The sequence below is a fragment of the Pantoea sp. E956-1 genome, from assembly GCF_982223955.1.
On sequence record NZ_CEUYZP010000008.1, the window covers coordinates 132,099 to 153,469 of the forward strand.

Sequence of the window (21,371 nt, forward strand, 5' to 3'; positions counted from 1 at the left end):
GGTCCTTATTTCTGCACCACGATATTTTCTTGTGAAGGATCAACGTGCTGCAACTGCAGCTTCTCGGTGGCGATGCGTTCAACGCGGCTGTGATCGCCCAGCGCATTCTCTTCCAGGATCAGGTTGCGCCACTCGATATCGAGTGCGTCACGCTCCAGCACCAGCTGTTCGCGCTGCGCGGTTAACAGTCGTGTTTTATGGGTGGTGGTCACCACCAGCACGGCAGAAACCACCACAGCGATCAGCAACAGCACCGGAATCTTGCCCTTTCGCAGCAGATCCCCGCCGATAACGGCAGGCAGACTGTGACGCTCATTACCGATCATGCGTCGGTTTTCTCCGCGATACGTAATACCGAGCTGCGCGCGCGTGGGTTCTCAGAGACTTCAGCGTCACCCGGCGACATTTTGCCGAGCAACTTCAGTTCACGCCCACCCAGGGCACGCAGCTGATGTTCAGTCATGGGAATCCCAGGCGGCACCTGCGGCCCGCGACTCTGATCGCGCATAAAGCGCTTCACCAGCCGATCTTCCAGTGAATGGAAGCTGATAACAGAGAGGCGACCCTGCGGGGCCAGCACGTCAACAGCGCCTTTCAGTGCTTTATCGATCTCTTCCAGTTCGCTGTTAATCCAGATACGAATCGCCTGGAAGCTGCGCGTGGCCGGATGCTTAAACTTATCTTTTACCGGCATGGCGATGGAGATCACCTCAGCCAGTTCACGGGTCCGGGTCATCGGCTGTTCGCGATTACGCTCGACAATGGCCCGGGCGATGCGTTTGGCGAATCGCTCTTCGCCGTAGGTCTTCAGGACAAACGCGATATCCGCCTCTTCTGCGTGCAGCAACCATTCCGCGGCGGAGTGCCCGCGCGACGGGTCCATTCGCATATCCAGCGGTCCGTCACGCATAAAGGAGAAGCCACGTTCGGCGTCATCCAGCTGCGGTGATGAAACCCCCAGGTCCAGCAAAATGCCGTCAATCTTTCCGACCAGATCCCGTTCAGAGACATACTCTGCCAGCGCGGAAAAAGGGCCATGAATAATTGAAAAACGCGGGTCGGTGATCTCTGCGGCAGCGGCGATAGCTTGCGGATCACGATCGATGGCGATCAGCTTTCCCTTCTCTCCCAGCTGCGAAAGAATCAGGCGTGAATGGCCACCACGACCAAAAGTGCCGTCGATGTAAATACCGTCTTCCCTGATATTGAGGCCGTTAACCGCCTCATCCAACAGCACGGTGGTATGTTTGAAATTTTCCTGCATAGCTATAGCGACAAGTCCTGCAACCGCTCAGATAAAGGCTCCTGAGCCGACTGTTCTGCGTCAATATCGTCCCTGACTTGTTGATACCAGGTCTGTTCATCCCACAGCTCAAATTTATTGAACTGTCCAACCAGCATCACTTCTTTGGTTAATTTTGCATGCTGCCGAAGCGTATTCGCCAGCAGCAGGCGGCCTGCATTATCCATCTGACATTCACTGGCATGCCCCAGCAGCAAACGCTGCACGCGGCGCTCAAGTGGATTCATACTGGAAAGGCGTGCCAGCTTTTTTTCAATGATTTCCCATTCGGGCAGGGTATAAAGCAACAGGCATGGCTGGTGGAGGTCGATGGTACAGACCATCTGCCCCTGAGACTCCCCAATCAGCAAATCGCGATATCGCGTCGGGACGGCGAGCCGCCCTTTGCTGTCGAGATTGACTAACGTTGCTCCGCGGAACATGCCAGTCTCTTCTCCTCATCACCCATTTACGCCACTTTATCCCACTTTTTACCACGAAACGAGTTTAAGGATCCCATGAAATCCTTGTCAAGCCGGAGCGGCAGGTGAATATCACTCTTTACAGAGTGAAGAATTAATCTCTGGCGACGATATAAACGAATAAAAGGGGAAAGTAAAAATTAAGCCGATGAATACCTGAATAAAAAAAACGCCCCGGGAAAAAACGACTAAAAATGAAACAATGTAAAGGGCTAAATATTAATCGTGGTTTCTGAGACAGCGGCGGCATTTTAGGGGATTTCCGAAAGGAAGCCCAGCGGCTTCAGGCCAGGCGGGAAAGTAAGTTTGTTGAAGTTGTAAGCAGATAATAAAAATAACCCTTTCTGCTTTGTTAGATTTGATGAGCAGAATTTACGCTTTTTTACGTCGACCTGTTTATTTAATCAGTTAAATCGTTAAATAAAATGGGCGGGCAGCGTAATACTGCCCGTGACTCATTTAACTTTTCGGCTTAATTGTCCGCGACGGTATAAATTACGGCGAATGCGGGTTAAACCGGGTTTTGGTTTTCTGGGTTCATCCAGCGAGGCTAAAACTAATTCCAGCACGCGCTCTGCCACGTCTCGATGACGCTGCCCTACCGCCAGCACCGGGCACTCAAGAAAGTCCAGTAATTCGTGGTCGCCAAAGGTGGCAATGGCCAGTTCAGTCGGAAGCCGCCCGTCTCGTTTCAGCGTTACATCCATCACACCCTGCAGCAGACCAAATGAGGTGGTAAAAAGCGCCTCCGGCATCGGGTGATCTTCAAGATATTGCTCAAACAGTGCCGCGGCGGCGGTGCGTTCGAAGCTATTGCAGTAGATATAGTCTATTGGTCGGGGATCGTCTTTCCATGCATCGCGAAACCCCATCTCGCGCAGGAAACTCACTGACAGCTCAGGTAACGCACCAAGGAACAGCACATTTTTGACCTCAAGCTGACGCAGTTCAGCGGCCAGCGTATGGGCATCGTCCTGATCGGCCCCTACTACGCTCGTGAAATGCTCACGGTCCAGCGCGCGATCTAACGCAATAATTGGCAGGGGATCGTTGATCCAGCGCTGATAAAAAGGATGCTCAGGCGGTAACGAGGTGGAGACGATGATCGCATCGACCTGGCGCTGTAACAGATGCTCAATGCAGCGCATTTCGTTGTCGGGCTGATCTTCAGAACAGGCGATCAACAGCTGATAGCCGCGCTGACGAGCCTGCCGCTCAAGATAGTTCGCAATTCGGGTATAACTGGTATTTTCCAGATCGGGGATCACTAACCCAATTGAGCGCGTACGCCCGGCGCGCAGCCCGGCAGCCACCGCATTGGGGTGATAATTATGCTCACGTACCACCGCCATGACTTTCTCAACGGTTTTGTCGCTGACACGATACTGCCGCGCTTTGCCATTGATCACATAACTGGCCGTGGTGCGCGACACGCCTGCCAAACGCGCAATTTCATCCAGTTTCACGATAACCCCACCATCAAATCCGCTTTTACGGCAGAAATAGCCGCAGTTAAGCTATGGATAACTTATGGCTATCATCTAACAGCAGAAAAGTGCGCGGAGCAACCGCTTTTCTGAATGTAGCTCGCCTGGCGCATAAAAAATAAAAAAACCCGGCATTTCGCCGGGTTAGGTGAGGATTGATGATGACGCTGCGTAATTAACGCATGATGCGGTCGCCGCGTGAAACGCCGACGATACCAGACCGCGCCACTTCAACAATTTCAGCGACATCGCGAACGGTACTCAGGAAGGCGTCCAGTTTGTCACTGGTGCCGGCTAGCTGAACCGTGTACAGCGTCGGCGTCACGTCGATGATCTGACCGCGGAAGATCTCGGCATTACGCTTCACCTCTTCGCGTCCGTAGCCACTGGCCTGAATCTTCACCAGCATGATTTCGCGCTCAACATAGGCGCCCTGCCCCAGCTCGGTGACGCGGAGCACATCCACCAGCTTGTGCAGCTGTTTTTCAATCTGCTCCAGCACCTTCTGATCGCCCACCGTCTGAATGGTCATCCGCGACAGCGTAGGATCATCCGTTGGTGCCACGGTCAGGCTCTCAATGTTATAGCCGCGCTGCGAGAACAGGCCGACGACACGGGATAATGCGCCGGATTCGTTCTCCAGCAGAACTGATAAAATACGACGCATAATTATGTCCTCTCCGTTTTGCTCAACCACATCTCATCCATGCTGCCACCGCGAATCTGCATCGGGTAAACATGCTCGCTACCGTCAACGGTGACATCCACAAATACCAGACGTCCTTTCGCCAGCGTTTCCAGCGCCAGCGTCAGTTTCTCTTCCAGCTCAGCCGGATGCTCAATCGCGATCCCGACGTGGCCATAGGCTTCCGCCAGACGCACGAAGTCAGGCAGCGACTCCATGTAAGACTGTGAGTGACGACCCGAGTAGATCATATCCTGCCACTGTTTCACCATGCCCAGCACCCGGTTATTCAGGTTCAGCACCAGCACCGGCAGATCGTACTGCAGCGCGGTGGAAAGCTCCTGAATGTTCATCTGGATACTGCCATCGCCGGTAACGCAGATGACTGTTTCATCCGGCAGCGCCATCTTCACGCCCAGCGCAGCAGGCAGGCCAAAGCCCATGGTGCCCAGACCACCGGAGTTGATCCAGCGACGCGGTTTGTCGAAGGGGTAATAGAGCGCAGCAAACATCTGGTGCTGGCCCACATCCGACGTCACATACGCATCGCCTTTGGTCAGACGGCTGATGGTTTCGATCACTGCCTGCGGCTTGATTTTGTCGCTGGTGCGATCAAATTCCAGGCAGTGACGACTGCGCCAGCCCTCAATCTCCTGCCACCAGTCGTGCAGGCTCTCAGCGCGCTGGCTTTCGCTTTGCGCCAGCAACTCCAGCATCTGCTGCAGCACCTGCTTCGCATCACCGACAATCGGGATATCCGCCGCCACAGTCTTAGAGATAGAGGTCGGGTCGATATCGATATGCATCACCGTGGCATTCGGACAATATTTCGCCAGGTTGTTGGTGGTGCGGTCATCAAAGCGAACACCAATACCAAAAATCAGGTCGGTATTGTGCATCGTCATGTTGGCTTCGTACGTGCCGTGCATACCGAGCATACCAACACACTGGCGGTGGGTCCCCGGGAACGCGCCCAGGCCCATCAGCGAGGTCGTCACCGGAATATTCAGGCTTTCGGCCAGCGTTAACAGTTCCGCTTCACAGCCTGCGGTAATGGCACCACCACCGGCGTAGATGACCGGCTTCTTCGCGGCCAGCAACGTGGTCAGCGCACGCTTAATCTGACCTTTATGGCCCTGAATAGTCGGATTGTAGGAGCGCATGCTCACCGTATCCGGCCAGTGATAAGGCAATTTATTGGCCGGATTCAGAATATCTTTTGGCAGGTCGATCACCACTGGCCCCGGACGTCCGGTGGAAGCCAGCCAGAACGCCTTTTTCAACACGGTTGGGATCTCTTCGGTACTTTTCACCAGGAAGCTGTGCTTCACTACCGGACGAGAGATGCCGACCATGTCGCACTCCTGAAAGGCGTCATAGCCAATCAGCGACGAGGGAACCTGACCCGACAGGATCACCAGTGGAATTGAGTCCATATAGGCGGTGGCGATACCGGTAATCGCATTGGTTGCGCCGGGTCCGGAGGTGACCAGCACCACGCCGACTTCGCCGGTGGCGCGCGCCAGGCCATCAGCCATATGCACCGCCCCCTGCTCATGACGCACCAGAATGTGATCGATACCCCCGACGGTTTGCAGCGCATCATAGATATCTAACACTGCGCCACCCGGATAACCGAATACCTGCTTAACGCCCTGATCGATTAACGAACGGACGACCATTTCGGCTCCTGACAACATCTCCATCTTCTGCCTCCAGGCTTGCGGACCCGGCTCTGTTAGTACGCCCGTTTGTGCGTACCACAAAGCCCTGGTGCCTGCTTTGCCAATCAAAATCTTATGTTTATTCACGACAGCGGAAACATCTGCCGCTGTCCGGTTACAGAGAAATCTGCTGAGTTTATTTTTCTGAGAGTAGGTCGATTACCATAACCGCAGTTAACCGGGCAGGCAAACCGCAAACCCGCGTAAATTAAAAGGCAGGGACGTGAAGGCTCTGCCCGATAAGAATTGGCTGCGCGGATTAAACTAATTACGCGGCAGAACCGCAGAGGAAAATGCTGATTAAGAAATTATTTTCAGCGTGATCTAAGAAATAACGAAAACTTATTACCCGGCTGCCCTGGCCCACAATCGCCTGACACTTTTCTTTTCTGGCGTAATTAACCAGTAAATCGTTGAAGCGCATTCGATTATGCTAACCAGCAAGTGATAAATCCTGTATCAGCGCATACCGCAATAGAAAACAAAATCATTACATTTCAAGTCAATAAACACCAAAAATCACGGTAAAGCTACGCATTCCGATGCTGATTGCCTCCGCAGCAACGGAGGCGCTGTTCATTACGCTGCCTGACCGTTAAATAACAGAATATCTTCCTCTGGCACCACTAAGAATACCCCTGCATTGAAGGTTGACATCCCTGAGTGATTCCAGTACCAATATGTACAGCACAACATTTTATAAGGTTTGAATCCATGTTTCGTTCTGTTCGCCTTCTCGGTCTACTACTAAACGCACTCAGCTTGCGCGGTAGACTTGTGGGCGGAATCAAACACTGATTCAAACCTGCTGAAAGTTAAAAACCCGCGCCTGTCGCGGGTTTTTTTATGCTCGTTGCCAGGCCAGAAAAAGCATAAGGATGAATACGATGAGCCAGCAAGTCATTATTTTCGATACCACTCTGCGCGACGGTGAGCAGGCATTACAGGCCAGCCTGAGTGTGAAAGAAAAATTGCAGATTGCTTTAGCGCTGGAGCGCATGGGCGTGGATGTAATGGAAGTCGGTTTCCCGGTCTCCTCACCGGGCGACTTTGAGTCAGTGCAGACCATTGCACGCACCATTAAAAACAGCCGGGTTTGCGGTCTGGCGCGCTGTGTAGAAAAAGATATCGACGCGGCATATGAATCACTGCGCGTTGCTGAAGCCTTCCGTATTCATACCTTTATCGCCACCTCGCCAATGCACATCGCCACCAAACTGCGCAGCACGCTGCCGGAAGTGATTGAGCGTGCGGTGCATATGGTGAAGCGTGCGCGTAACTACACCAGCGACGTTGAATTCTCCTGCGAAGATGGCGGCCGTACCCCGATTGATGACCTGTGCCGGATGGTGGAAGCCACGATTAACGCCGGTGCCACCACCATTAACATCCCGGATACCGTTGGCTACACCCTGCCAGGCGAATATGCTCACATCATCAGTGAACTGATGAACCGCGTTCCCAACATCGATAAAGCGATTATCTCTGTACATACCCACGATGACCTGGGTATGGCAACGGGCAACGCCCTGGCTGCCGTACAGGCGGGTGCGCGTCAGGTTGAAGGCACGATGAATGGCCTGGGTGAACGTGCCGGTAACTGTGCACTGGAAGAGGTGATCATGGCGATTAAAACCCGCCAGCAGATCATGAACGTGCATACCCAGATCAATCATCAGGAAATCTACCGCACCAGCCAGATGGTCAGCCAGATCTGCAATATGCCGATCCCGGCGAACAAGGCCGTAGTCGGCTCCAACGCCTTCGCTCACTCCTCGGGTATTCATCAGGATGGCGTGCTGAAGAACCGCGAGAACTATGAAATCCTGACGCCGGAATCAATCGGCTTACACAAAATCCAGCTGAACCTGACCTCGCGTTCTGGCCGCGCGGCGGTAAAACATCGCATGGAAGAGATGGGCTATGCCGAGCAGGATTACAATCTGGATACGCTGTATGACGCCTTCCTGAAACTGGCCGACAAAAAAGGTCAGGTCTTCGATTACGACCTGGAAGCGCTGGCCTTCATCAACAAACAGAATGAAGAGCCGGAGCATTTCCAGCTGCACGAATTTAACGTCCAGACCGGTTCCAGCATCACCGCCACCGCCTCTGTCAATCTGGGCTGCGGCGATGTTGCTAAATCGGATGCAGCCACCGGTAATGGCCCGGTTGACGCGGTCTACCAGGCGATTAACCGTATCACCCAGTTCGACGCTGAGCTGGTTAACTACAAGCTGACCGCGAAAGGCCACGGCGAGAATGCGCTGGGTCAGGTCGATATCGTTGTGAGCTACAACGGCCGCAAGTTCCACGGCATTGGTCTGGCGACCGATATTGTGGAGTCCTCCGCCAAAGCGATGGTCAACGCTCTGAACAATATCTGGCGTGCCCGTCAGGTTGAACAAGAATTGCAGCGCAAATTTAAAGATCAGAAGGAAACCGTATAACCATGTCCAGCTCATCTCATATCGCAGTTTTACCCGGTGACGGTATCGGCCCGGAAGTGATGGCGCAGGCTATGAAAGTGCTGGATGCCATTCGTCAGCGCTTTGATATGCAGATCACCACCCAGGAGTATGCGGTCGGCGGTATTGCTATCGATCAGCATGGCGAGCCCCTGCCACCGGCTACGGTTGCAGGCTGTGAACAGGCCGACGCGATTCTGTTTGGTTCCGTTGGCGGCCCGAAGTGGGAGCACTTACCACCCGCATCACAGCCGGAACGCGGTGCCCTGCTGCCGCTGCGCAAACACTTTAAGCTGTTCAGTAACCTGCGTCCGGCTGCGCTCTACAGCGGACTGGAGGCGTTTTGCCCGCTGCGCGCCGACATTGCTGCCAAAGGCTTTGACATTCTGTGCGTACGTGAACTGACCGGCGGTATCTATTTTGGTCAGCCGAAAGGACGTGAAGGCAGTGGCCCGGAAGAGCGTGCATTTGATACCGAGGTCTATCACCGTTTCGAAATTGAGCGTATTGCCCGCATCGCGTTTGAATCGGCGCGCAAACGCCGTAACAAAGTCACCTCGGTTGATAAAGCCAACGTGCTGCAGACCTCGGTGATGTGGCGTGAAATCGTCAACGAAGTGGCCAAAGAGTACCCGGACGTGCAGCTGAGCCACATCTATATCGACAACGCCACCATGCAGTTGATCAAAGACCCGTCGCAGTTTGACGTGCTGCTCTGCTCCAACCTGTTCGGTGACATTCTCTCTGATGAGTGCGCCATGATCACCGGCTCGATGGGGATGCTGCCCTCTGCCAGCCTGAATGAAGCGGGCTTTGGCCTGTTCGAACCGGCGGGTGGTTCGGCGCCGGATATCGCCGGTCAGAATATTGCCAACCCGGTCGCCCAGATCCTGTCGCTGTCGCTGCTGCTGCGTTACAGCCTGAATGCCGATGAGGCTGCCGACAGTATTGAACGCGCCATCAGCCGTGCGCTGGAACAGGGCTACCGCACCAAAGATTTAGCCGGTGATGGCCCAGCGGTCAGCACAGATGAGATGGGCAGCATCATTGCTCGCTTTATCGCCGAGGAAAAATAAAAAAATGAAAACCTTATACCAGAAGTTATTTGATGCACATGTCGTCCACGAAACGCCAGAAGAAACGCCGTTACTCTACATTGATCGCCATCTGATCCATGAAGTGACTTCGCCCCAGGCCTTTGATGGTCTGCGCGCCCACGGACGTAAAGTCCGTCAGCCGGGCAAAACCTTTGCCACCATGGATCACAACGTTTCTACGCAGACTAAAGACATCAATGCGTCGGGCGAGATGGCGCGTATTCAGATGCAGGAGCTGATGAAGAACTGCGCTGAGTTTGGCGTACAGCTGTATGACCTGAATCATCCGTTCCAGGGCATCGTCCACGTTATCGGCCCTGAGCAGGGCATGACGCTGCCGGGCATGACGATTGTGTGCGGCGACTCGCACACCGCCACTCACGGTGCGTTTGGCTCGCTGGCCTTTGGTATCGGCACCTCCGAAGTTGAACATGTGTTTGCGACGCAGACCCTGAAACAGGGTCGGGCAAAAACCATGAAGATTGAGGTGCTGGGCCAGGCGTCAACCGGCATTACAGCAAAAGATATCGTGCTGGCGATCATCGGCAAAACCGGCAGCGCAGGCGGCACTGGCTATGTGGTCGAATTCTGCGGCCCGGCCATTCAGGCGCTGAGCATGGAAGGTCGTATGACCCTGTGCAACATGGCAATTGAGATGGGTGCGAAAGCAGGCCTGGTGGCACCGGACGAAACCACCTTCAACTATCTGAAAGGTCGTCAGTTCTCGCCGCAGGGTGAGAAATGGGAGCAGGCCGTTGATTACTGGCGCACCCTGAAGTCTGACGAAGGCGCGAAATATGATGCGGTGGTAACGCTGCATGCTGAAGAGATTGCACCGCAGGTCACCTGGGGCACCAATCCGGGTCAGGTTATTGCCGTTGATCAGGTGATCCCGAATCCGGCCTCATTCGCCGATCCGGTTGAGCGCGCCTCAGCCGAAAAAGCCCTGGCCTACATGAACCTGCAGCCAGGCATCAAACTGACCGATGTGGCGATTGATAAAGTGTTTATCGGCTCCTGCACCAACTCACGCATCGAAGATCTGCGTGCTGCCGCCGCCATCGCCAAGGGCCGCAAAGTCGCACCTGGCGTGGTCGCCATGGTGGTGCCAGGTTCCGGCCCGGTGAAAGCGCAGGCCGAAGCGGAAGGTCTGGACAAAATCTTCCTGGAAGCGGGCTTTGAATGGCGTCTGCCAGGCTGCTCAATGTGTCTGGCGATGAACAATGACCGCCTGAATCCGGGTGAGCGTTGCGCGTCAACCAGCAACCGTAACTTTGAAGGCCGTCAGGGCCGTGGTGGACGTACTCATCTGGTCAGCCCGGCGATGGCCGCGGCGGCTGCCGTAACCGGCCACTTTGCCGACATCCGTGAACTGACGACAGGAGCTTAAGTCATGGCGAACAAATTTACTCAGCACACCGGCATTGTTGCGCCGCTGGATGCCGCGAACGTCGATACGGACGCGATCATTCCCAAGCAGTTTTTGCAGAAGGTTACGCGCACCGGTTTCGGACAGCATCTTTTCCACGACTGGCGCTTTGAAGATGACGCGGGCACCGTGCCAACGCCCGGCTTTGTGCTGAACAAGCCTGAGTTCAAAGGCACCAGCATCCTGCTGGCGCGTGAAAACTTTGGCTGCGGCTCTTCACGTGAGCATGCGCCCTGGGCACTGACCGATTTTGGTTTTCACGTGGTGATTGCGCCGAGCTTCGCGGATATCTTTTATGGCAACAGCTTCAACAACCAGCTGCTGCCGGTCAAGTTAAGCGAAGAGGAAGTGGATGAGCTGTTCAGACTGGTTGCGGACCAGCCGGGCATCAGCTTTACGGTAGACCTGGAAGCGCAGACGGTCACCGCAGGCGATAAAGTCTATTCGTTCGAGCTCGACAGCTTCCGCCGCCACTGCATGATTAACGGCCTCGACAGCATCGGCCTGACGCTGCAGCACGAAGCGTCGATTTCGCAGTATGAGCAGAATCAGCCCGCCTTCCTGCGCTGATTGAGTTAAAGCAGGGCGACATCGGGTCGCCCTGATGTTACTGACAAGGTCTGCTCTGGCCCAGCTGTAAGACCGAGCCTGCGGAGGGAACACGGTCAGATCGGAAAGTCGCTTAAACCATCCCTGGCCGCTCGGCCCGCGCCGTCCCTGGCGCGGGACGCTTTCCTCCTCTGCCCGTGTTCCCTGCGTGTAAAGCTTGTCAGTTGCGGTCCGATTCACTCGGGTTTGGGTTTGTCAGCACGCTGAGGGCGACATCGGGTCGCCCTTCTTCTTTATACGTCGCGCACCCGCGCCGACATCACCAGCGCCACGATTGCCAGTCCGAATGCCAGCCAGTAAACAGCCTCATGTCCCAGCCGCTCACTGAGCGTTCCCTGAATAACCCCAGCCAGAATCATGCCGGTCGAGATCGAGTTGGTGAACATGGTAGTCGCCGCGCCGGGCCGTCCCGGCATCAGATCCTGAAACCATAGCATCCCTATGCCAGCAATAATCCCGACAAATACCGCGTTAAACAGCTGCAACACCATCAGCGACGTGCGGGAATTGAACAGCACCAGCCCCAGATAAAACAGTACGCCAGCCGCCACCGCGATCAGCATTAACCGGCGTTTGCCGATGCGGCGCGCGTAATGTCCGGCCAGCAGCATCACCGGGATCTCCAGCCCCGCAGCCGTTCCCATCAGCAGACCGGCCAGCTTCTCAGGCAGCCCCAGCGTGGTGCTGATATAGAGCGGCATATCGATGATATACATAGTGTTGCAGGTCCACATCGCGACTGAGGCGAGGAACAGCAAACGCACATCGCGATCGCGCCAGCCACTTAACGGCAGCCCGCCGCTTTGCATCAGGGGCTGCGAGCGTGGCACCGACGGCACGGTGAACCAGACCAGCAGGATACAGCTCAGAAACAGCGCGGCAGCCACCATAAACAGAGTGACAAAGCCATAGTTCAGCGCCAGCGCGAAGGAGAGCGGCGGCCCAATCACCCACGCCAGCGACAGCTGCGCGCGCATCACCGAACTGAACATCACCGCTTCACGCGCCGACTGATCGGCATATTCCCGCGCCAGCGCAAACAGCTGAGGCATCGAGACGCTGGCCAGCGCCGACAGCAGCACGCCCAGCGTCAGCAAGGTCAGATAGTGGCGGGTAAAGGCAAACAGCAGCGCATTGACCAGCGCCATCAGACAGCAGAAGAGAATGATATGACGACGATCGCCGACGCTGTCAGAGCGCTTTGCCACCAGCATGCTCACCACGATACCGGCCACTGCATTGATGGTGAAAAACAGTCCGACCCAGAACGGCCGCGCCTGCACCTCGCGCGTCAAAAACAGGCTGAGCGTCGGCGCCTGCAGCGCGCCCGCGATGCCCAGCATGAACGAGGCGACCATAAATGCGAGGTAGACCGGATTGATGCGGCGCTGCCGCGTTAACAGCGATTTCATACCGAAATCCCTTACAGAACAAACAGAGGGGAAAATGAAGGGTAGACGATACCGCGCAACATGAAAAAAGCCAGCAGAGATCATCTGCTGGCGGTGTAAATGCACCCTACTCAGAAAAGCACTCCGCTGAACAGCGAAGCCAGGGTCGAACGCCATTCAGTGCTGAATGCCTCCCGCTCTTCCCATAACGCAAAGTTTGCTCTTAAAATAGGGCAAGAAAAACAGAGCGCTTTTCACCGGGAGTTCCTCTTTTATGTCCTCATCACGTCTGAAGCAGCAGTTCATTCGCCTGTGGCAGAGCTGTCAGGGGCAAACGCAGGAGATTACCCTTAGCGAACTGGCTGACCTGCTGCACTGCTCGCGCCGCCATATGCGCAATCTGCTCAACCGGATGCAGGCCGCGGGCTGGCTGATCTGGCAGGCGGAAGCCGGACGCGGCAAGCGCTCGCAGCTTACCTTCTGCTATACCGGACTGGCCCTGCAGCAGCAGCGTGCCGAGGATTTGCTGGAGCAGGATCGCATCGATCAGCTGGTCCAGCTGGTAGGGGATAAAAATCAGGTGCGGCAGATGATCGGCGCGCACCTGGGGCGCAGTTTCCGCCAGGGCAAGCATATCCTGCGTGTCCTTTACTATCGTCCGCTGCTCAACCTGCTGCCCGGCTCGCCACTGCGGCGCTCTGAAACCCACATTGCGCGACAGATTTTCAACGGCCTGACGCGGATAAATGAGGAAAACGGGGAAATCGAGCCCGATATTGCGCACCACTGGCAGCAGACTTCCCCGCTTCACTGGCGCTTCTTTCTGCGTCCGGCGATTCGCTTTCATCACGGCAGAGAACTGGAGATGGAGGATGTGCTGGCCACGCTGGAGCGTCAGCGCCCCCACCCGCTTTTTTCCCATATCGAGCAGATCGACTCGCCCGCGCCCTGGACGCTGGATATCCGCTTAAGCCAGCCCGACGAAGGGTTGCCCTGGCTGTTAGGCAGCGTCAGTGCGATGATCCTGCCGCGCGAATGGCCGACGCTGCACGATTTTGCCCGCCAGCCGGTAGGCACCGGTCCTTACCGGGTGATCCGCAATCAGGAGAGCCAGCTAAAGATCGAAGCGTTTGATGACTACTTTGGTTTTCGCGCCCTGATTGATGATGTCTCTATCTGGGTACTGCCCGACATCAGCGATGAGCTGGTCTATGCCGGTGTCCGTCTGCAGGGCGACGGAGCCGATGAAATTCAGGAGGAGAGCCGTCTTGAAGAGGGCTGCTACTATCTGCTGTTCGACCAGCGTTCAGAACAGGGACGCAACGAGGCGGTCCGGCGCTGGGTCAGTTACCTGTTTAATCCTATCGCCCTGCTCAATCACGCCGGTGTTGGCTACCAGCGCTACTGGTTTCCGGCGTATGGCCTGCTGCCGCGCTGGCATCACCGGCGCGACCTGACGCCAGTGGAAAAACCGCCCGGCTTAACCCACCTGACGCTGACCTGGTACAGCCAGCACGTGGAGCATGAAGGCATCGCTAACGCGCTGCGTCCGCTGCTGGCAGAATATGGCGTCACGCTGGAGACCCGCGAAATCAGCTACGAAAGCTGGTATCAGGGCGAAGCGGAAAGTGACATCTGGCTGGGCAGCGTGAACTTTACTCTGCCGCTGAATTACTCTCTGTTCGCGCAGCTTTATGAGATCCCGTTGCTGCATCACTGTCTGCCGATCGACTGGCACAGCGATGCGGCCCGCTGGCGCGAGAAAACGCTGCCGCTGGCCGAATGGAGCAAACAGCTGGTCGAAGAAGCCGGTCTGCATCCGCTGTTTCACCACTGGCTGCTGCTTGAAGGTCAGCGCAGCATGCGCGGCGTTCGGATGAATACGCTGGGCTGGTTTGATTTTAAATCCGCCTGGTTCGCGCCACCCGCGCTGTGAGGCTTTCGCCCCGGCGCTGAAATGACTAGAATGTGACGTTCTCAACGGGGTGCCGCCTGCCACCAGCAAGCAGCTGAGAGATACCCGTCGAACCTGATTCGGTTAATACCGACGTAGGGATTTGGGAGGCCTGTGTGCTCAGATCCTTTGCGACTCATCCCCTATTCTCCTGAAGGAGCGCAAAGTGTTAAACAAAGTTCTGCCAGTGCTGCTGTTACTCTCCGCCCCCGTTCTGGCGGCTAAGCCGGTTCTCACGGTCTACACCTACGACTCCTTCTCCGCTGACTGGGGCCCTGGCCCGGCGGTTAAAAAAGCCTTCGAGGCGCAGTGCAACTGCGAGCTGAAATTCGTCACGCTGGAAGATGGCGTGTCGCTGCTGAACCGCGTGCGCATGGAAGGGAAAAACAGCAAAGCCGATCTGGTTCTGGGGCTGGATAACAATCTGGTACAGGCGGCGCAGAAAACCGGTCTGTTTGCCGAAAGTCAGGTCGATACCTCGACATTAAAACTGCCCGGCGGCTGGCACAACACCACATTCGTGCCGTTTGATTATGGCTACTTCGCGTTTGTCTATGACAAAACCCGGCTGAAGAATCCGCCAAAAAGCCTGAAAGAGCTGGTCGACAGCCCGGAGAAGTGGCGGGTGATCTACGAAGATCCCCGTACCAGCACTCCCGGCTTAGGCCTGCTGTTGTGGATGCAGAAAGTCTATGGCGATCAGGCACCGCAGGCGTGGCAAAAGCTGGCGCAGAAAACCGTGACGGTGACCAAAGGCTGGAGTGAAGCCTATGGCCTGTTCCTCAAGGGCGAAGGCGATCTGGTGCTGAGCTACACCACTTCACCGGCTTACCACATCATCGAAGAGAAAAAAGAGAACTATGCCGCCGCGCCGTTTGCAGAGGGCCACTATCTGCAGGTTGAAGTTGCCGCGCAGTTAGCCAGCAGCAAACAGCCGGCGCTGGCACAGCAGTTCATGAAGTTTATGGTGTCCTCCGACTTCCAGCGCACTATCCCGACCGGTAACTGGATGTACCCGGTGATCGACACGCCGCTGCCTGCCGGTTTCGCAGCGCTCAGCGTGCCTTCAACTGCTCTGCAGTTCTCGCCGGAAGAGGTTGCCAGCCAGCGTTCGGGCTGGATTAGCCAGTGGCAACGCGCTGTCAGCCGCTGATGCCGCGCTGGCTGATTCCCGGTTCCCTCGCCACGCTGCTGTTAACCAGCGTGGCGCTGCTGGCCTTCGGTGCACTCTGGAGCGCCGCGCCAGAGAATGACTGGCGCGGTGTGCTGCAGGATGATTACCTGCATCACGTTATCGCCTTCTCTTTTGGTCAGGCGCTGCTCTCCGCGCTGTTGTCGCTGGTGCCAGCGGTGCCGCTGGCGCGCGCCCTCTATCGACGCCGTTTCCCTGGCCGACAGCTGCTGCTGCGTCTGTGCGCCATGACCCTGGTGCTGCCGGTGCTGGTGGCGGTATTTGGTCTGCTCACCGTCTATGGTCGTGTCGGCTGGCTGGCGCAGCTGTGCCAGCTGGCAGGGATTGATTACCACTTCTCTCCCTACGGCCTGTCGGGCATTTTGCTGGCGCACGTCTTCTTTAACCTGCCGCTGGCGACCCGCCTGATGCTGCAGGCGCTGGAGAGCATTCCGGCGGAACAGCGTCAGCTGGCGGCACAGCTCGGCCTGCGCGGCTGGCACCATTTTCGTCTGCTGGAGTGGCCATGGCTGCGACGTCAGCTGCTGCCGACCGGCGCGCTGATCTTCATGCTCTGTTTCGCCAGCTTTGCTACCGTGCTCTCGCTGGGCGGCGGCCCGCAGGCGACAACTATCGAGCTGGCGATTTTCCAGGCGCTGAGTTATGACTACGATCCGGGACGCGCGGCACTGCTGGCGCTGATCCAGCTTGGCTGCTGCGTGACGCTGGTGCTGCTCAGCCAGCGCTTCAGCAAGGCGATTCCCGCCGGAGCCAGCCAGCTGAACGGCTGGCGCGATCCGCAGGATTCGCGCGCGGCGCAACTGGTTGATGCGCTGCTGATCCTGCTGGCGCTGATCCTGCTGCTGCCCCCGCTGGCGGCGGTCATCATCGATGGTCTGCACGGCGGACTGCGCGGCGCGCTGGTGCAGCCTGCACTCTGGCAGGCGACGTTTACCTCACTGCGCATCGCCACCGGCGCCGGTCTGCTCTGTGTGGTGCTGACCATGATGCTGCTGTGGAGCAGTCGCGAGCTGCGCCTGCGTCAGCGCCCGGCGGCGGCAACCCTTATCGACACCAGCGGCATGCTGATTCTGGCGATGCCAGGCATCGTGCTCGCCACCGGCTTTTTCCTGTTGTTTAACGCCACCATTGGCCTGCCGGCGTCGGCGGACGGTCTGGTGATCTTCACCAATGCGCTGATCGCCATTCCCTATGCGCTGAAAGTGCTGGAGAACCCGATGCGTGACGTCGCGGAGCGTTACGGCAGACTCTGTGAGTCGCTGAATATCCACGGCTGGAACCGGCTGCGGCTGATTGAACTGCGGGCGCTGAAACGTCCGCTGGCCCAGGCGCTGGCCTTTGCCTGCGTGCTGTCGATCGGTGATTTTGGCGTGGTGGCGCTGTTTGGCACTGCCGATTTCCGCACCCTGCCGTTCTACCTCTATCAACAGATCGGTGCCTATCGCGGTGCTGACGGTGCAGTGACCGCGCTGCTGCTGCTACTGCTCTGTTTGTTGCTGTTCACCCTGATGGAAAAATTACCAGGCCGCCATGCTGACACTGAATAACCTCACGTACCTTTATCAGCATCTGCCGATGCGCTTTAGTCTCAACGCCATCCGCGGCGAGCGCATCGCGATCCTCGGCCCCAGCGGGGCCGGTAAAAGCACTCTGCTGAGCCTGATTGCCGGTTTCCTGCCGGTGAAACAGGGCACTCTGATGATTGACGGACAGGAACACACCCACAGCGTGCCGGCCAGACGGCCCGTGTCGATGCTGTTTCAGGAGAACAACCTGTTTCCGCACCTCAGCGTGCAGCAGAACATGGCGCTGGGATTGCACCCCGGACTGAAGCTGAGCGCCGGGCAGCGCCAGCAGCTTGCTGCGCTGGCCGATCAGGTGGGATTAGGCGATCTGCTGACGCGCCTGCCGGGCGAGCTGTCGGGTGGACAGCGACAGCGCGTGGCGCTGGCACGCTGTCTGCTACGTGACCGTCCGGTGCTGCTGCTGGATGAGCCTTTTTCTGCGCTGGATCCCGCGCTGCGCGGCGAGATGCTGCAACTGGTGCGTTCGGTGTGTGAAGCGCGCAGCATCACGCTGCTGATGGTGTCGCACAGTCTGGAAGATGCCCAGCAGATTGCGCCGCGCAGCGTGGTGATTGTGGATGGCCGGGTTTACTGGGATGGCGAGACCCGACAGTTACTGTCGGGCGACACGCGGGAGGCCGACGTGCTCGGCATCCCGCGTCGTTAAGCGGTTCAGGCGAAGAAAACCTGCCACAGCAGATGACGGAAAATGGGCATCATCGGATGGAACTGAATACCGACGAAAGCCGCGACGGCAATCACCAGCCCCAGCGGCCCTGCCCAGCGCAGGCGCTCAGGCGGCAGCCAGGCCGATGCCCAGTCGCGACTCTTGCCGCTGCGCCACCAGCGCCAGCATAACCAGACACCCAGCCAGATCAGCAGTGCTGCGCCGAGTAACAGCCATTTAAAGCTGCCGCCCTGCGCGGCTTTTGGCACATCGATCGCCACACCCGCCAGAATACCGGGCAGCAGATAGAGCGGCGGCCAGAGAATGCAGCCGATAATGTTCGGCGGCAGGAATTTACGTACCGGCAGCTCCAGCATACCGGCCGCCAGCGGGATCAGCGGACGCGTGGGGCCAACAAAGCGTCCGACCAGAATCGTAAACATGCTGTGCTGATGCAGGGCGTGCTCGGTTTTATCCAGCAGGCCTTTATACTTTTGCAGATACTTCCAGCGATGCAGCGGCCCCTGAAATTTCCAGCCGATGCCGTAGGAAACCCAGTCACCAATCAGGCAGCCCGCAAAGCCCGCCGCCCAGGCCGGGTAAAGGCCAAGCTCGCCACTGCCGACCAGCGCGCCCAGACTGGCCATCATCACCGTACCTGGCAGCAACAGCCCGACCAGCGCCAGCGACTCCAGAAACGTCACCAGCGCAACGGCAAACAGCGCCCACTCCAGGGACTGCGTAATCAGTTGTTGAATCCAGGCTTCCATAATCATCCTAAGTAAAAGCAGAAGGCTGGATTGTCCAGAGCCAGCCACACAGCGTCAAGGCAAGAATTGTAGGACAATGTTGACAAAACCGGGTGGCGGGAACTGTATAAATATCCATGTTATACTGAAGCGGTTTTCTCATCCTGAAATGCTGAGTCCGGAGAACATCTGAATATGCCCCGCGCAGGTTTTCTGCTCACCCGCCACTGGCGCGACAGCCCGCATGGCACCGAAATTATCCTCTGGCTCGCGACCGATGCGGGCGCGCAGCGCGTGGTGCTGCCGGTGCAGGAGTCCGTCGCGTTTATACCTGAGGAATTTCAGGCGCAGGTCAGCGAATTACTGAAAGATGAACGTCAGTTTCGGATTCAGTCGCTGGCGCTGAAAGATTTTCGGCGTCGCCCCGTTTTTGGCCTCTACTGCCAGCAGAACCGCCAGCTACAGCGCATTGAAAAACGCCTGCGCGAAGAGGGTATTCCGGTCTATGAAGCCGATATCCGTCCGCCGGAGCGCTACCTGATGGAGCGTTTTATTACCGCGCCGGTCTGGTTTGACGGCGAGCAGCGCGGTGACAGCGTGGTCAATGCGCGGCTCAAACCCCATCCCGACTATCGCCCGCCGCTGAAATGGGTCTCGCTGGACATTGAAACCACGCAGCATGGCGAGCTTTACTGCATCGGGCTGGAGGGCTGCGGTCAGCGCCAGGTCTTTATGCTCGGCCCGGCCAACGGTGATGCCAGCACGCTGGATTTCGAGCTGATCTATCTCGACAGCCGGCCGCAGTTACTGGAAGCACTGAACCAGTGGTTTGCAGATCATGATCCGGATGTCTTAATTGGCTGGAACGTCGTGCAGTTTGACCTGCGGGTGCTGCAAAAGCATGCCGATCGTTACGGCATTCCGCTGCGCCTGGGACGCCAGCAGGCCGCGCTGGAGTGGCGTGAACATGGCTTCAAACCCGGCGTATTTTTCGCTCAGGCCAGTGGCCGGTTGATTATCGATGGCATCGACGCGCTGAAATCGGCGTTCTGGGATTTTCCCTCATTCAGCCTGGAGTCGGTGTCGCAGCAACTGCTGGGAGAAGGAAAAGCGATTGATAATCCCTGGCAGCGTATGGAGGAGATCAACTGGCGCTTTGCCAACGATAAACCGGCGCTGGCGCGCTACAACCTGAAAGACTGCGAACTGGTGACGCGCATTTTTCACAAAACGGCGATCATGCCGTTTCTGCTGGAGCGCGCGGCGGTCAATGGACTGGCGGTGGATCGCCACGGCGGTTCGGTAGCGGCCTTTGGTCATCTCTATATTCCGCGGATGCATCGCGCCGGGTTTGTCGCCCCGAACATGGGTGATGTAGCCCCGGAAGCCAGTCCTGGCGGTTATGTGATGGATTCGCGCCCCGGCCTGTATGACTCAGTGCTGGTGCTGGATTACAAAAGCCTCTACCCGTCGATTATCCGCACCTTCCTGATCGACCCGGTGGGTCTGGTGGAAGGGCTGGCCCACCCTGATGATGCCGATTCGATTGAGGGTTTCCGTGAAGCGCGTTTTTCGCGGCATACCCACTGCCTGCCTGCGATTGTTGAACAGATCTGGCTGGGTCGCGAAGCGGCGAAAAAGCAGAATAATCAGCCACTGTCACAGGCGCTGAAAATCATCATGAACGCCTTTTATGGCGTGCTGGGCACCAGCGCCTGCCGTTTTTTTGATCCGCGGCTCGCCTCCTCTATTACGCTGCGCGGTCACGCCATCATGCAGCAGACCCGCACGCTGATTGAGGCGGAAGGCTACGACGTCATCTATGGCGACACCGACTCCACCTTTGTCTGGCTGAAGTCGGCGCACAGTGAAGAAGATGCCGCCGCGATTGGTCAGCAGCTGGTGCAGAAAGTGAACGCCTGGTGGCGCGACCATCTGCAGCAGACGCAGGGGCTGACCAGCACGCTGGAACTGGAGTATGAAAACCACTTCTGCCGTTTTCTGATGCCCACTATTCGCGGTGCGGAACAGGGCAGCAAGAAACGCTACGCCGGACTGATTCGTGACGCCGCCGGTGAGCGCATGGTCTTTAAGGGACTGGAGTCGGTACGAACAGACTGGACGCCGCTGGCAAAAGCGTTCCAGCAGCAGCTCTACCACCGTATCTTCCACCGTCAGCCGTGGCAGGATTATATCCGTACCACTGTGGCGCAGCTGCTGGCGGGTGAACTCGACGATCAGCTGATCTACAAAAAGCGGCTGCGGCGTCCGCTGAAAGAATATGAACGAAACGTGCCCCCGCACGTGCGCGCCGCCAGGCTGGCCGATGAGCACAATCGTAAATTAAACCGACCCTTGCAGTACCAGAATGGTGGCCGGATCCGTTATGTCATCGCCACCGCAGGCCCCGAGCCACTGGAGGCGCGCAGCACGCCGCTGGACTATGACCACTACGTGACGAAGCAACTTCAGCCGGTCGCAGAGGGGATTCTGCCCTTTGTCGAAGGGGACTTTGCTACACTTATTACCGGGCAGCTGGGGCTTTTTTGACAGGTGACGAACGTCCTGCCATCCAGTACCATAGCGCCCT

18 protein-coding genes and 1 riboswitch are annotated in these 21,371 nt (G+C 57.1%); of the genes, 10 read left to right on the forward strand and 8 right to left on the reverse strand.

Annotated features, from left to right (window positions below; genetic code table 11):
• Window positions 1-5: 5 nt before the first annotated feature.
• From ftsL to ilvI, 6 genes are all read right to left on the reverse strand, one after another.
• Window positions 6-326 (reverse strand): cell division protein FtsL, encoded by a 321-nt coding sequence (ftsL, locus tag AC0T7J_RS18390; protein ID WP_003854764.1) that lies wholly within the window; start codon window positions 324-326, stop codon window positions 6-8.
• Complete coding sequence (gene rsmH / locus AC0T7J_RS18395) at window positions 323-1,264, reverse strand: 16S rRNA (cytosine(1402)-N(4))-methyltransferase RsmH (protein WP_473795690.1); 942 nt, start codon at window positions 1,262-1,264, stop codon at window positions 323-325. Before rsmH ends, ftsL begins: the two co-directional genes overlap by 4 nt.
• A gap of 2 nt (window positions 1,265-1,266) precedes the next feature.
• Complete coding sequence (gene mraZ / locus AC0T7J_RS18400; RefSeq protein WP_009092149.1) at window positions 1,267-1,725, reverse strand: division/cell wall cluster transcriptional repressor MraZ; 459 nt, start codon at window positions 1,723-1,725, stop codon at window positions 1,267-1,269.
• A 494-nt stretch (window positions 1,726-2,219) separates the two neighbouring features.
• A complete protein-coding gene (cra, locus tag AC0T7J_RS18405) occupies window positions 2,220-3,230 on the reverse strand; it encodes a catabolite repressor/activator (RefSeq protein WP_473795691.1) in 1,011 nt (336 codons plus the stop codon).
• Window positions 3,231-3,426: 196 nt separating this feature from the next.
• On the reverse strand, window positions 3,427-3,918 hold the full coding sequence (gene ilvN, locus AC0T7J_RS18410) for an acetolactate synthase small subunit (protein WP_003854770.1): 492 nt from the start codon (window positions 3,916-3,918) through the stop codon (window positions 3,427-3,429).
• 2 nt (window positions 3,919-3,920) lie between these two features.
• On the reverse strand, window positions 3,921-5,642 hold the full coding sequence (gene ilvI / locus AC0T7J_RS18415; RefSeq protein ID WP_473795692.1) for an acetolactate synthase 3 large subunit: 1,722 nt from the start codon (window positions 5,640-5,642) through the stop codon (window positions 3,921-3,923).
• A 732-nt stretch (window positions 5,643-6,374) separates the two neighbouring features.
• Here ilvI and leuL point away from each other — a divergent pair.
• The 5 genes from leuL (at window position 6,375) to leuD (ending at window position 11,224) form a co-directional block, all read left to right on the forward strand.
• The gene (leuL, locus tag AC0T7J_RS18420) at window positions 6,375-6,458 is read left to right on the forward strand and encodes a leu operon leader peptide (RefSeq protein WP_099257765.1); all 84 of its coding nucleotides are present in this window, start codon (window positions 6,375-6,377) and stop codon (window positions 6,456-6,458) included.
• Between the two features lie 89 nt (window positions 6,459-6,547).
• Window positions 6,548-8,110 (forward strand): 2-isopropylmalate synthase, encoded by a 1,563-nt coding sequence (leuA, locus tag AC0T7J_RS18425; RefSeq protein ID WP_473795693.1) that lies wholly within the window; start codon window positions 6,548-6,550, stop codon window positions 8,108-8,110.
• Between the two features lie 2 nt (window positions 8,111-8,112).
• Window positions 8,113-9,204 carry a 3-isopropylmalate dehydrogenase gene (leuB, locus tag AC0T7J_RS18430; RefSeq protein ID WP_022625403.1) on the forward strand — a complete coding sequence of 364 codons (1,092 nt, stop codon included), beginning with the start codon at window positions 8,113-8,115 and terminating at the stop codon, window positions 9,202-9,204.
• A 4-nt stretch (window positions 9,205-9,208) separates the two neighbouring features.
• Window positions 9,209-10,615 (forward strand): 3-isopropylmalate dehydratase large subunit, encoded by a 1,407-nt coding sequence (gene leuC / locus AC0T7J_RS18435; protein ID WP_010671818.1) that lies wholly within the window; start codon window positions 9,209-9,211, stop codon window positions 10,613-10,615.
• Window positions 10,616-10,618: 3 nt separating this feature from the next.
• Window positions 10,619-11,224 (forward strand): 3-isopropylmalate dehydratase small subunit, encoded by a 606-nt coding sequence (gene leuD / locus AC0T7J_RS18440; RefSeq protein WP_010253835.1) that lies wholly within the window; start codon window positions 10,619-10,621, stop codon window positions 11,222-11,224.
• A 272-nt stretch (window positions 11,225-11,496) separates the two neighbouring features.
• Here the strand turns inward: leuD and AC0T7J_RS18445 are convergent, their stop codons facing one another.
• Entirely contained in the window at window positions 11,497-12,675 is a 1,179-nt protein-coding gene (locus AC0T7J_RS18445; protein WP_473795694.1) for an MFS transporter, read from the reverse strand.
• A 253-nt stretch (window positions 12,676-12,928) separates the two neighbouring features.
• On the opposite strand from AC0T7J_RS18445, the gene sgrR reads away from it, so the two are divergent.
• From sgrR to thiQ, 4 genes are all read left to right on the forward strand, one after another.
• Complete coding sequence (gene sgrR / locus AC0T7J_RS18450) at window positions 12,929-14,590, forward strand: HTH-type transcriptional regulator SgrR (protein WP_473795695.1); 1,662 nt, start codon at window positions 12,929-12,931, stop codon at window positions 14,588-14,590.
• Window positions 14,591-14,625: 35 nt separating this feature from the next.
• A riboswitch (TPP riboswitch) is annotated at window positions 14,626-14,728 on the forward strand.
• 46 nt (window positions 14,729-14,774) lie between these two features.
• Window positions 14,775-15,761 carry a thiamine ABC transporter substrate binding subunit gene (gene thiB / locus AC0T7J_RS18455; protein WP_473795696.1) on the forward strand — a complete coding sequence of 329 codons (987 nt, stop codon included), beginning with the start codon at window positions 14,775-14,777 and terminating at the stop codon, window positions 15,759-15,761.
• The gene (thiP, locus tag AC0T7J_RS18460; protein WP_473795697.1) at window positions 15,737-17,347 is read left to right on the forward strand and encodes a thiamine/thiamine pyrophosphate ABC transporter permease ThiP; all 1,611 of its coding nucleotides are present in this window, start codon (window positions 15,737-15,739) and stop codon (window positions 17,345-17,347) included. The genes thiB and thiP overlap by 25 nt, the downstream gene beginning before the upstream one ends.
• The gene (gene thiQ, locus AC0T7J_RS18465; protein WP_473795698.1) at window positions 17,331-18,032 is read left to right on the forward strand and encodes a thiamine ABC transporter ATP-binding protein ThiQ; all 702 of its coding nucleotides are present in this window, start codon (window positions 17,331-17,333) and stop codon (window positions 18,030-18,032) included. The genes thiP and thiQ overlap by 17 nt, the downstream gene beginning before the upstream one ends.
• A 5-nt stretch (window positions 18,033-18,037) precedes the next feature.
• Here thiQ and AC0T7J_RS18470 read toward each other — a convergent pair whose 3' ends face one another.
• A complete protein-coding gene (locus AC0T7J_RS18470; protein ID WP_010253821.1) occupies window positions 18,038-18,802 on the reverse strand; it encodes a DedA family protein in 765 nt (254 codons plus the stop codon).
• A gap of 168 nt (window positions 18,803-18,970) precedes the next feature.
• Between AC0T7J_RS18470 and polB the strand changes: the two genes are divergently transcribed.
• Window positions 18,971-21,331 (forward strand): DNA polymerase II, encoded by a 2,361-nt coding sequence (gene polB / locus AC0T7J_RS18475; protein ID WP_473795763.1) that lies wholly within the window; start codon window positions 18,971-18,973, stop codon window positions 21,329-21,331.
• Window positions 21,332-21,371: the final 40 nt, after the last annotated feature.

Excerpts from the sequence above, each read along its gene's own strand:
- leuC (WP_010671818.1), top strand. The coding sequence starts at position 9,209 with ATGAAAACCTTATACCAGAAGTTATTTGATGCACATGTCGTCCACGAA.
- rsmH (WP_473795690.1), bottom strand. The coding sequence starts at position 1,264 with ATGCAGGAAAATTTCAAACATACCACCGTGCTGTTGGATGAGGCGGTT.
- AC0T7J_RS18445 (WP_473795694.1), bottom strand. The coding sequence starts at position 12,675 with ATGAAATCGCTGTTAACGCGGCAGCGCCGCATCAATCCGGTCTACCTC.
- ftsL (WP_003854764.1), bottom strand. The coding sequence starts at position 326 with ATGATCGGTAATGAGCGTCACAGTCTGCCTGCCGTTATCGGCGGGGAT.
- leuL (WP_099257765.1), top strand. The coding sequence starts at position 6,375 with ATGTTTCGTTCTGTTCGCCTTCTCGGTCTACTACTAAACGCACTCAGC.
- sgrR (WP_473795695.1), top strand. The coding sequence starts at position 12,929 with ATGTCCTCATCACGTCTGAAGCAGCAGTTCATTCGCCTGTGGCAGAGC.
- ilvN (WP_003854770.1), bottom strand. The coding sequence starts at position 3,918 with ATGCGTCGTATTTTATCAGTTCTGCTGGAGAACGAATCCGGCGCATTA.
- leuD (WP_010253835.1), top strand. The coding sequence starts at position 10,619 with ATGGCGAACAAATTTACTCAGCACACCGGCATTGTTGCGCCGCTGGAT.
- mraZ (WP_009092149.1), bottom strand. The coding sequence starts at position 1,725 with ATGTTCCGCGGAGCAACGTTAGTCAATCTCGACAGCAAAGGGCGGCTC.
- leuA (WP_473795693.1), top strand. The coding sequence starts at position 6,548 with ATGAGCCAGCAAGTCATTATTTTCGATACCACTCTGCGCGACGGTGAG.
- AC0T7J_RS18470 (WP_010253821.1), bottom strand. The coding sequence starts at position 18,802 with ATGGAAGCCTGGATTCAACAACTGATTACGCAGTCCCTGGAGTGGGCG.
- ilvI (WP_473795692.1), bottom strand. The coding sequence starts at position 5,642 with ATGGAGATGTTGTCAGGAGCCGAAATGGTCGTCCGTTCGTTAATCGAT.
- leuB (WP_022625403.1), top strand. The coding sequence starts at position 8,113 with ATGTCCAGCTCATCTCATATCGCAGTTTTACCCGGTGACGGTATCGGC.
- thiQ (WP_473795698.1), top strand. The coding sequence starts at position 17,331 with ATGCTGACACTGAATAACCTCACGTACCTTTATCAGCATCTGCCGATG.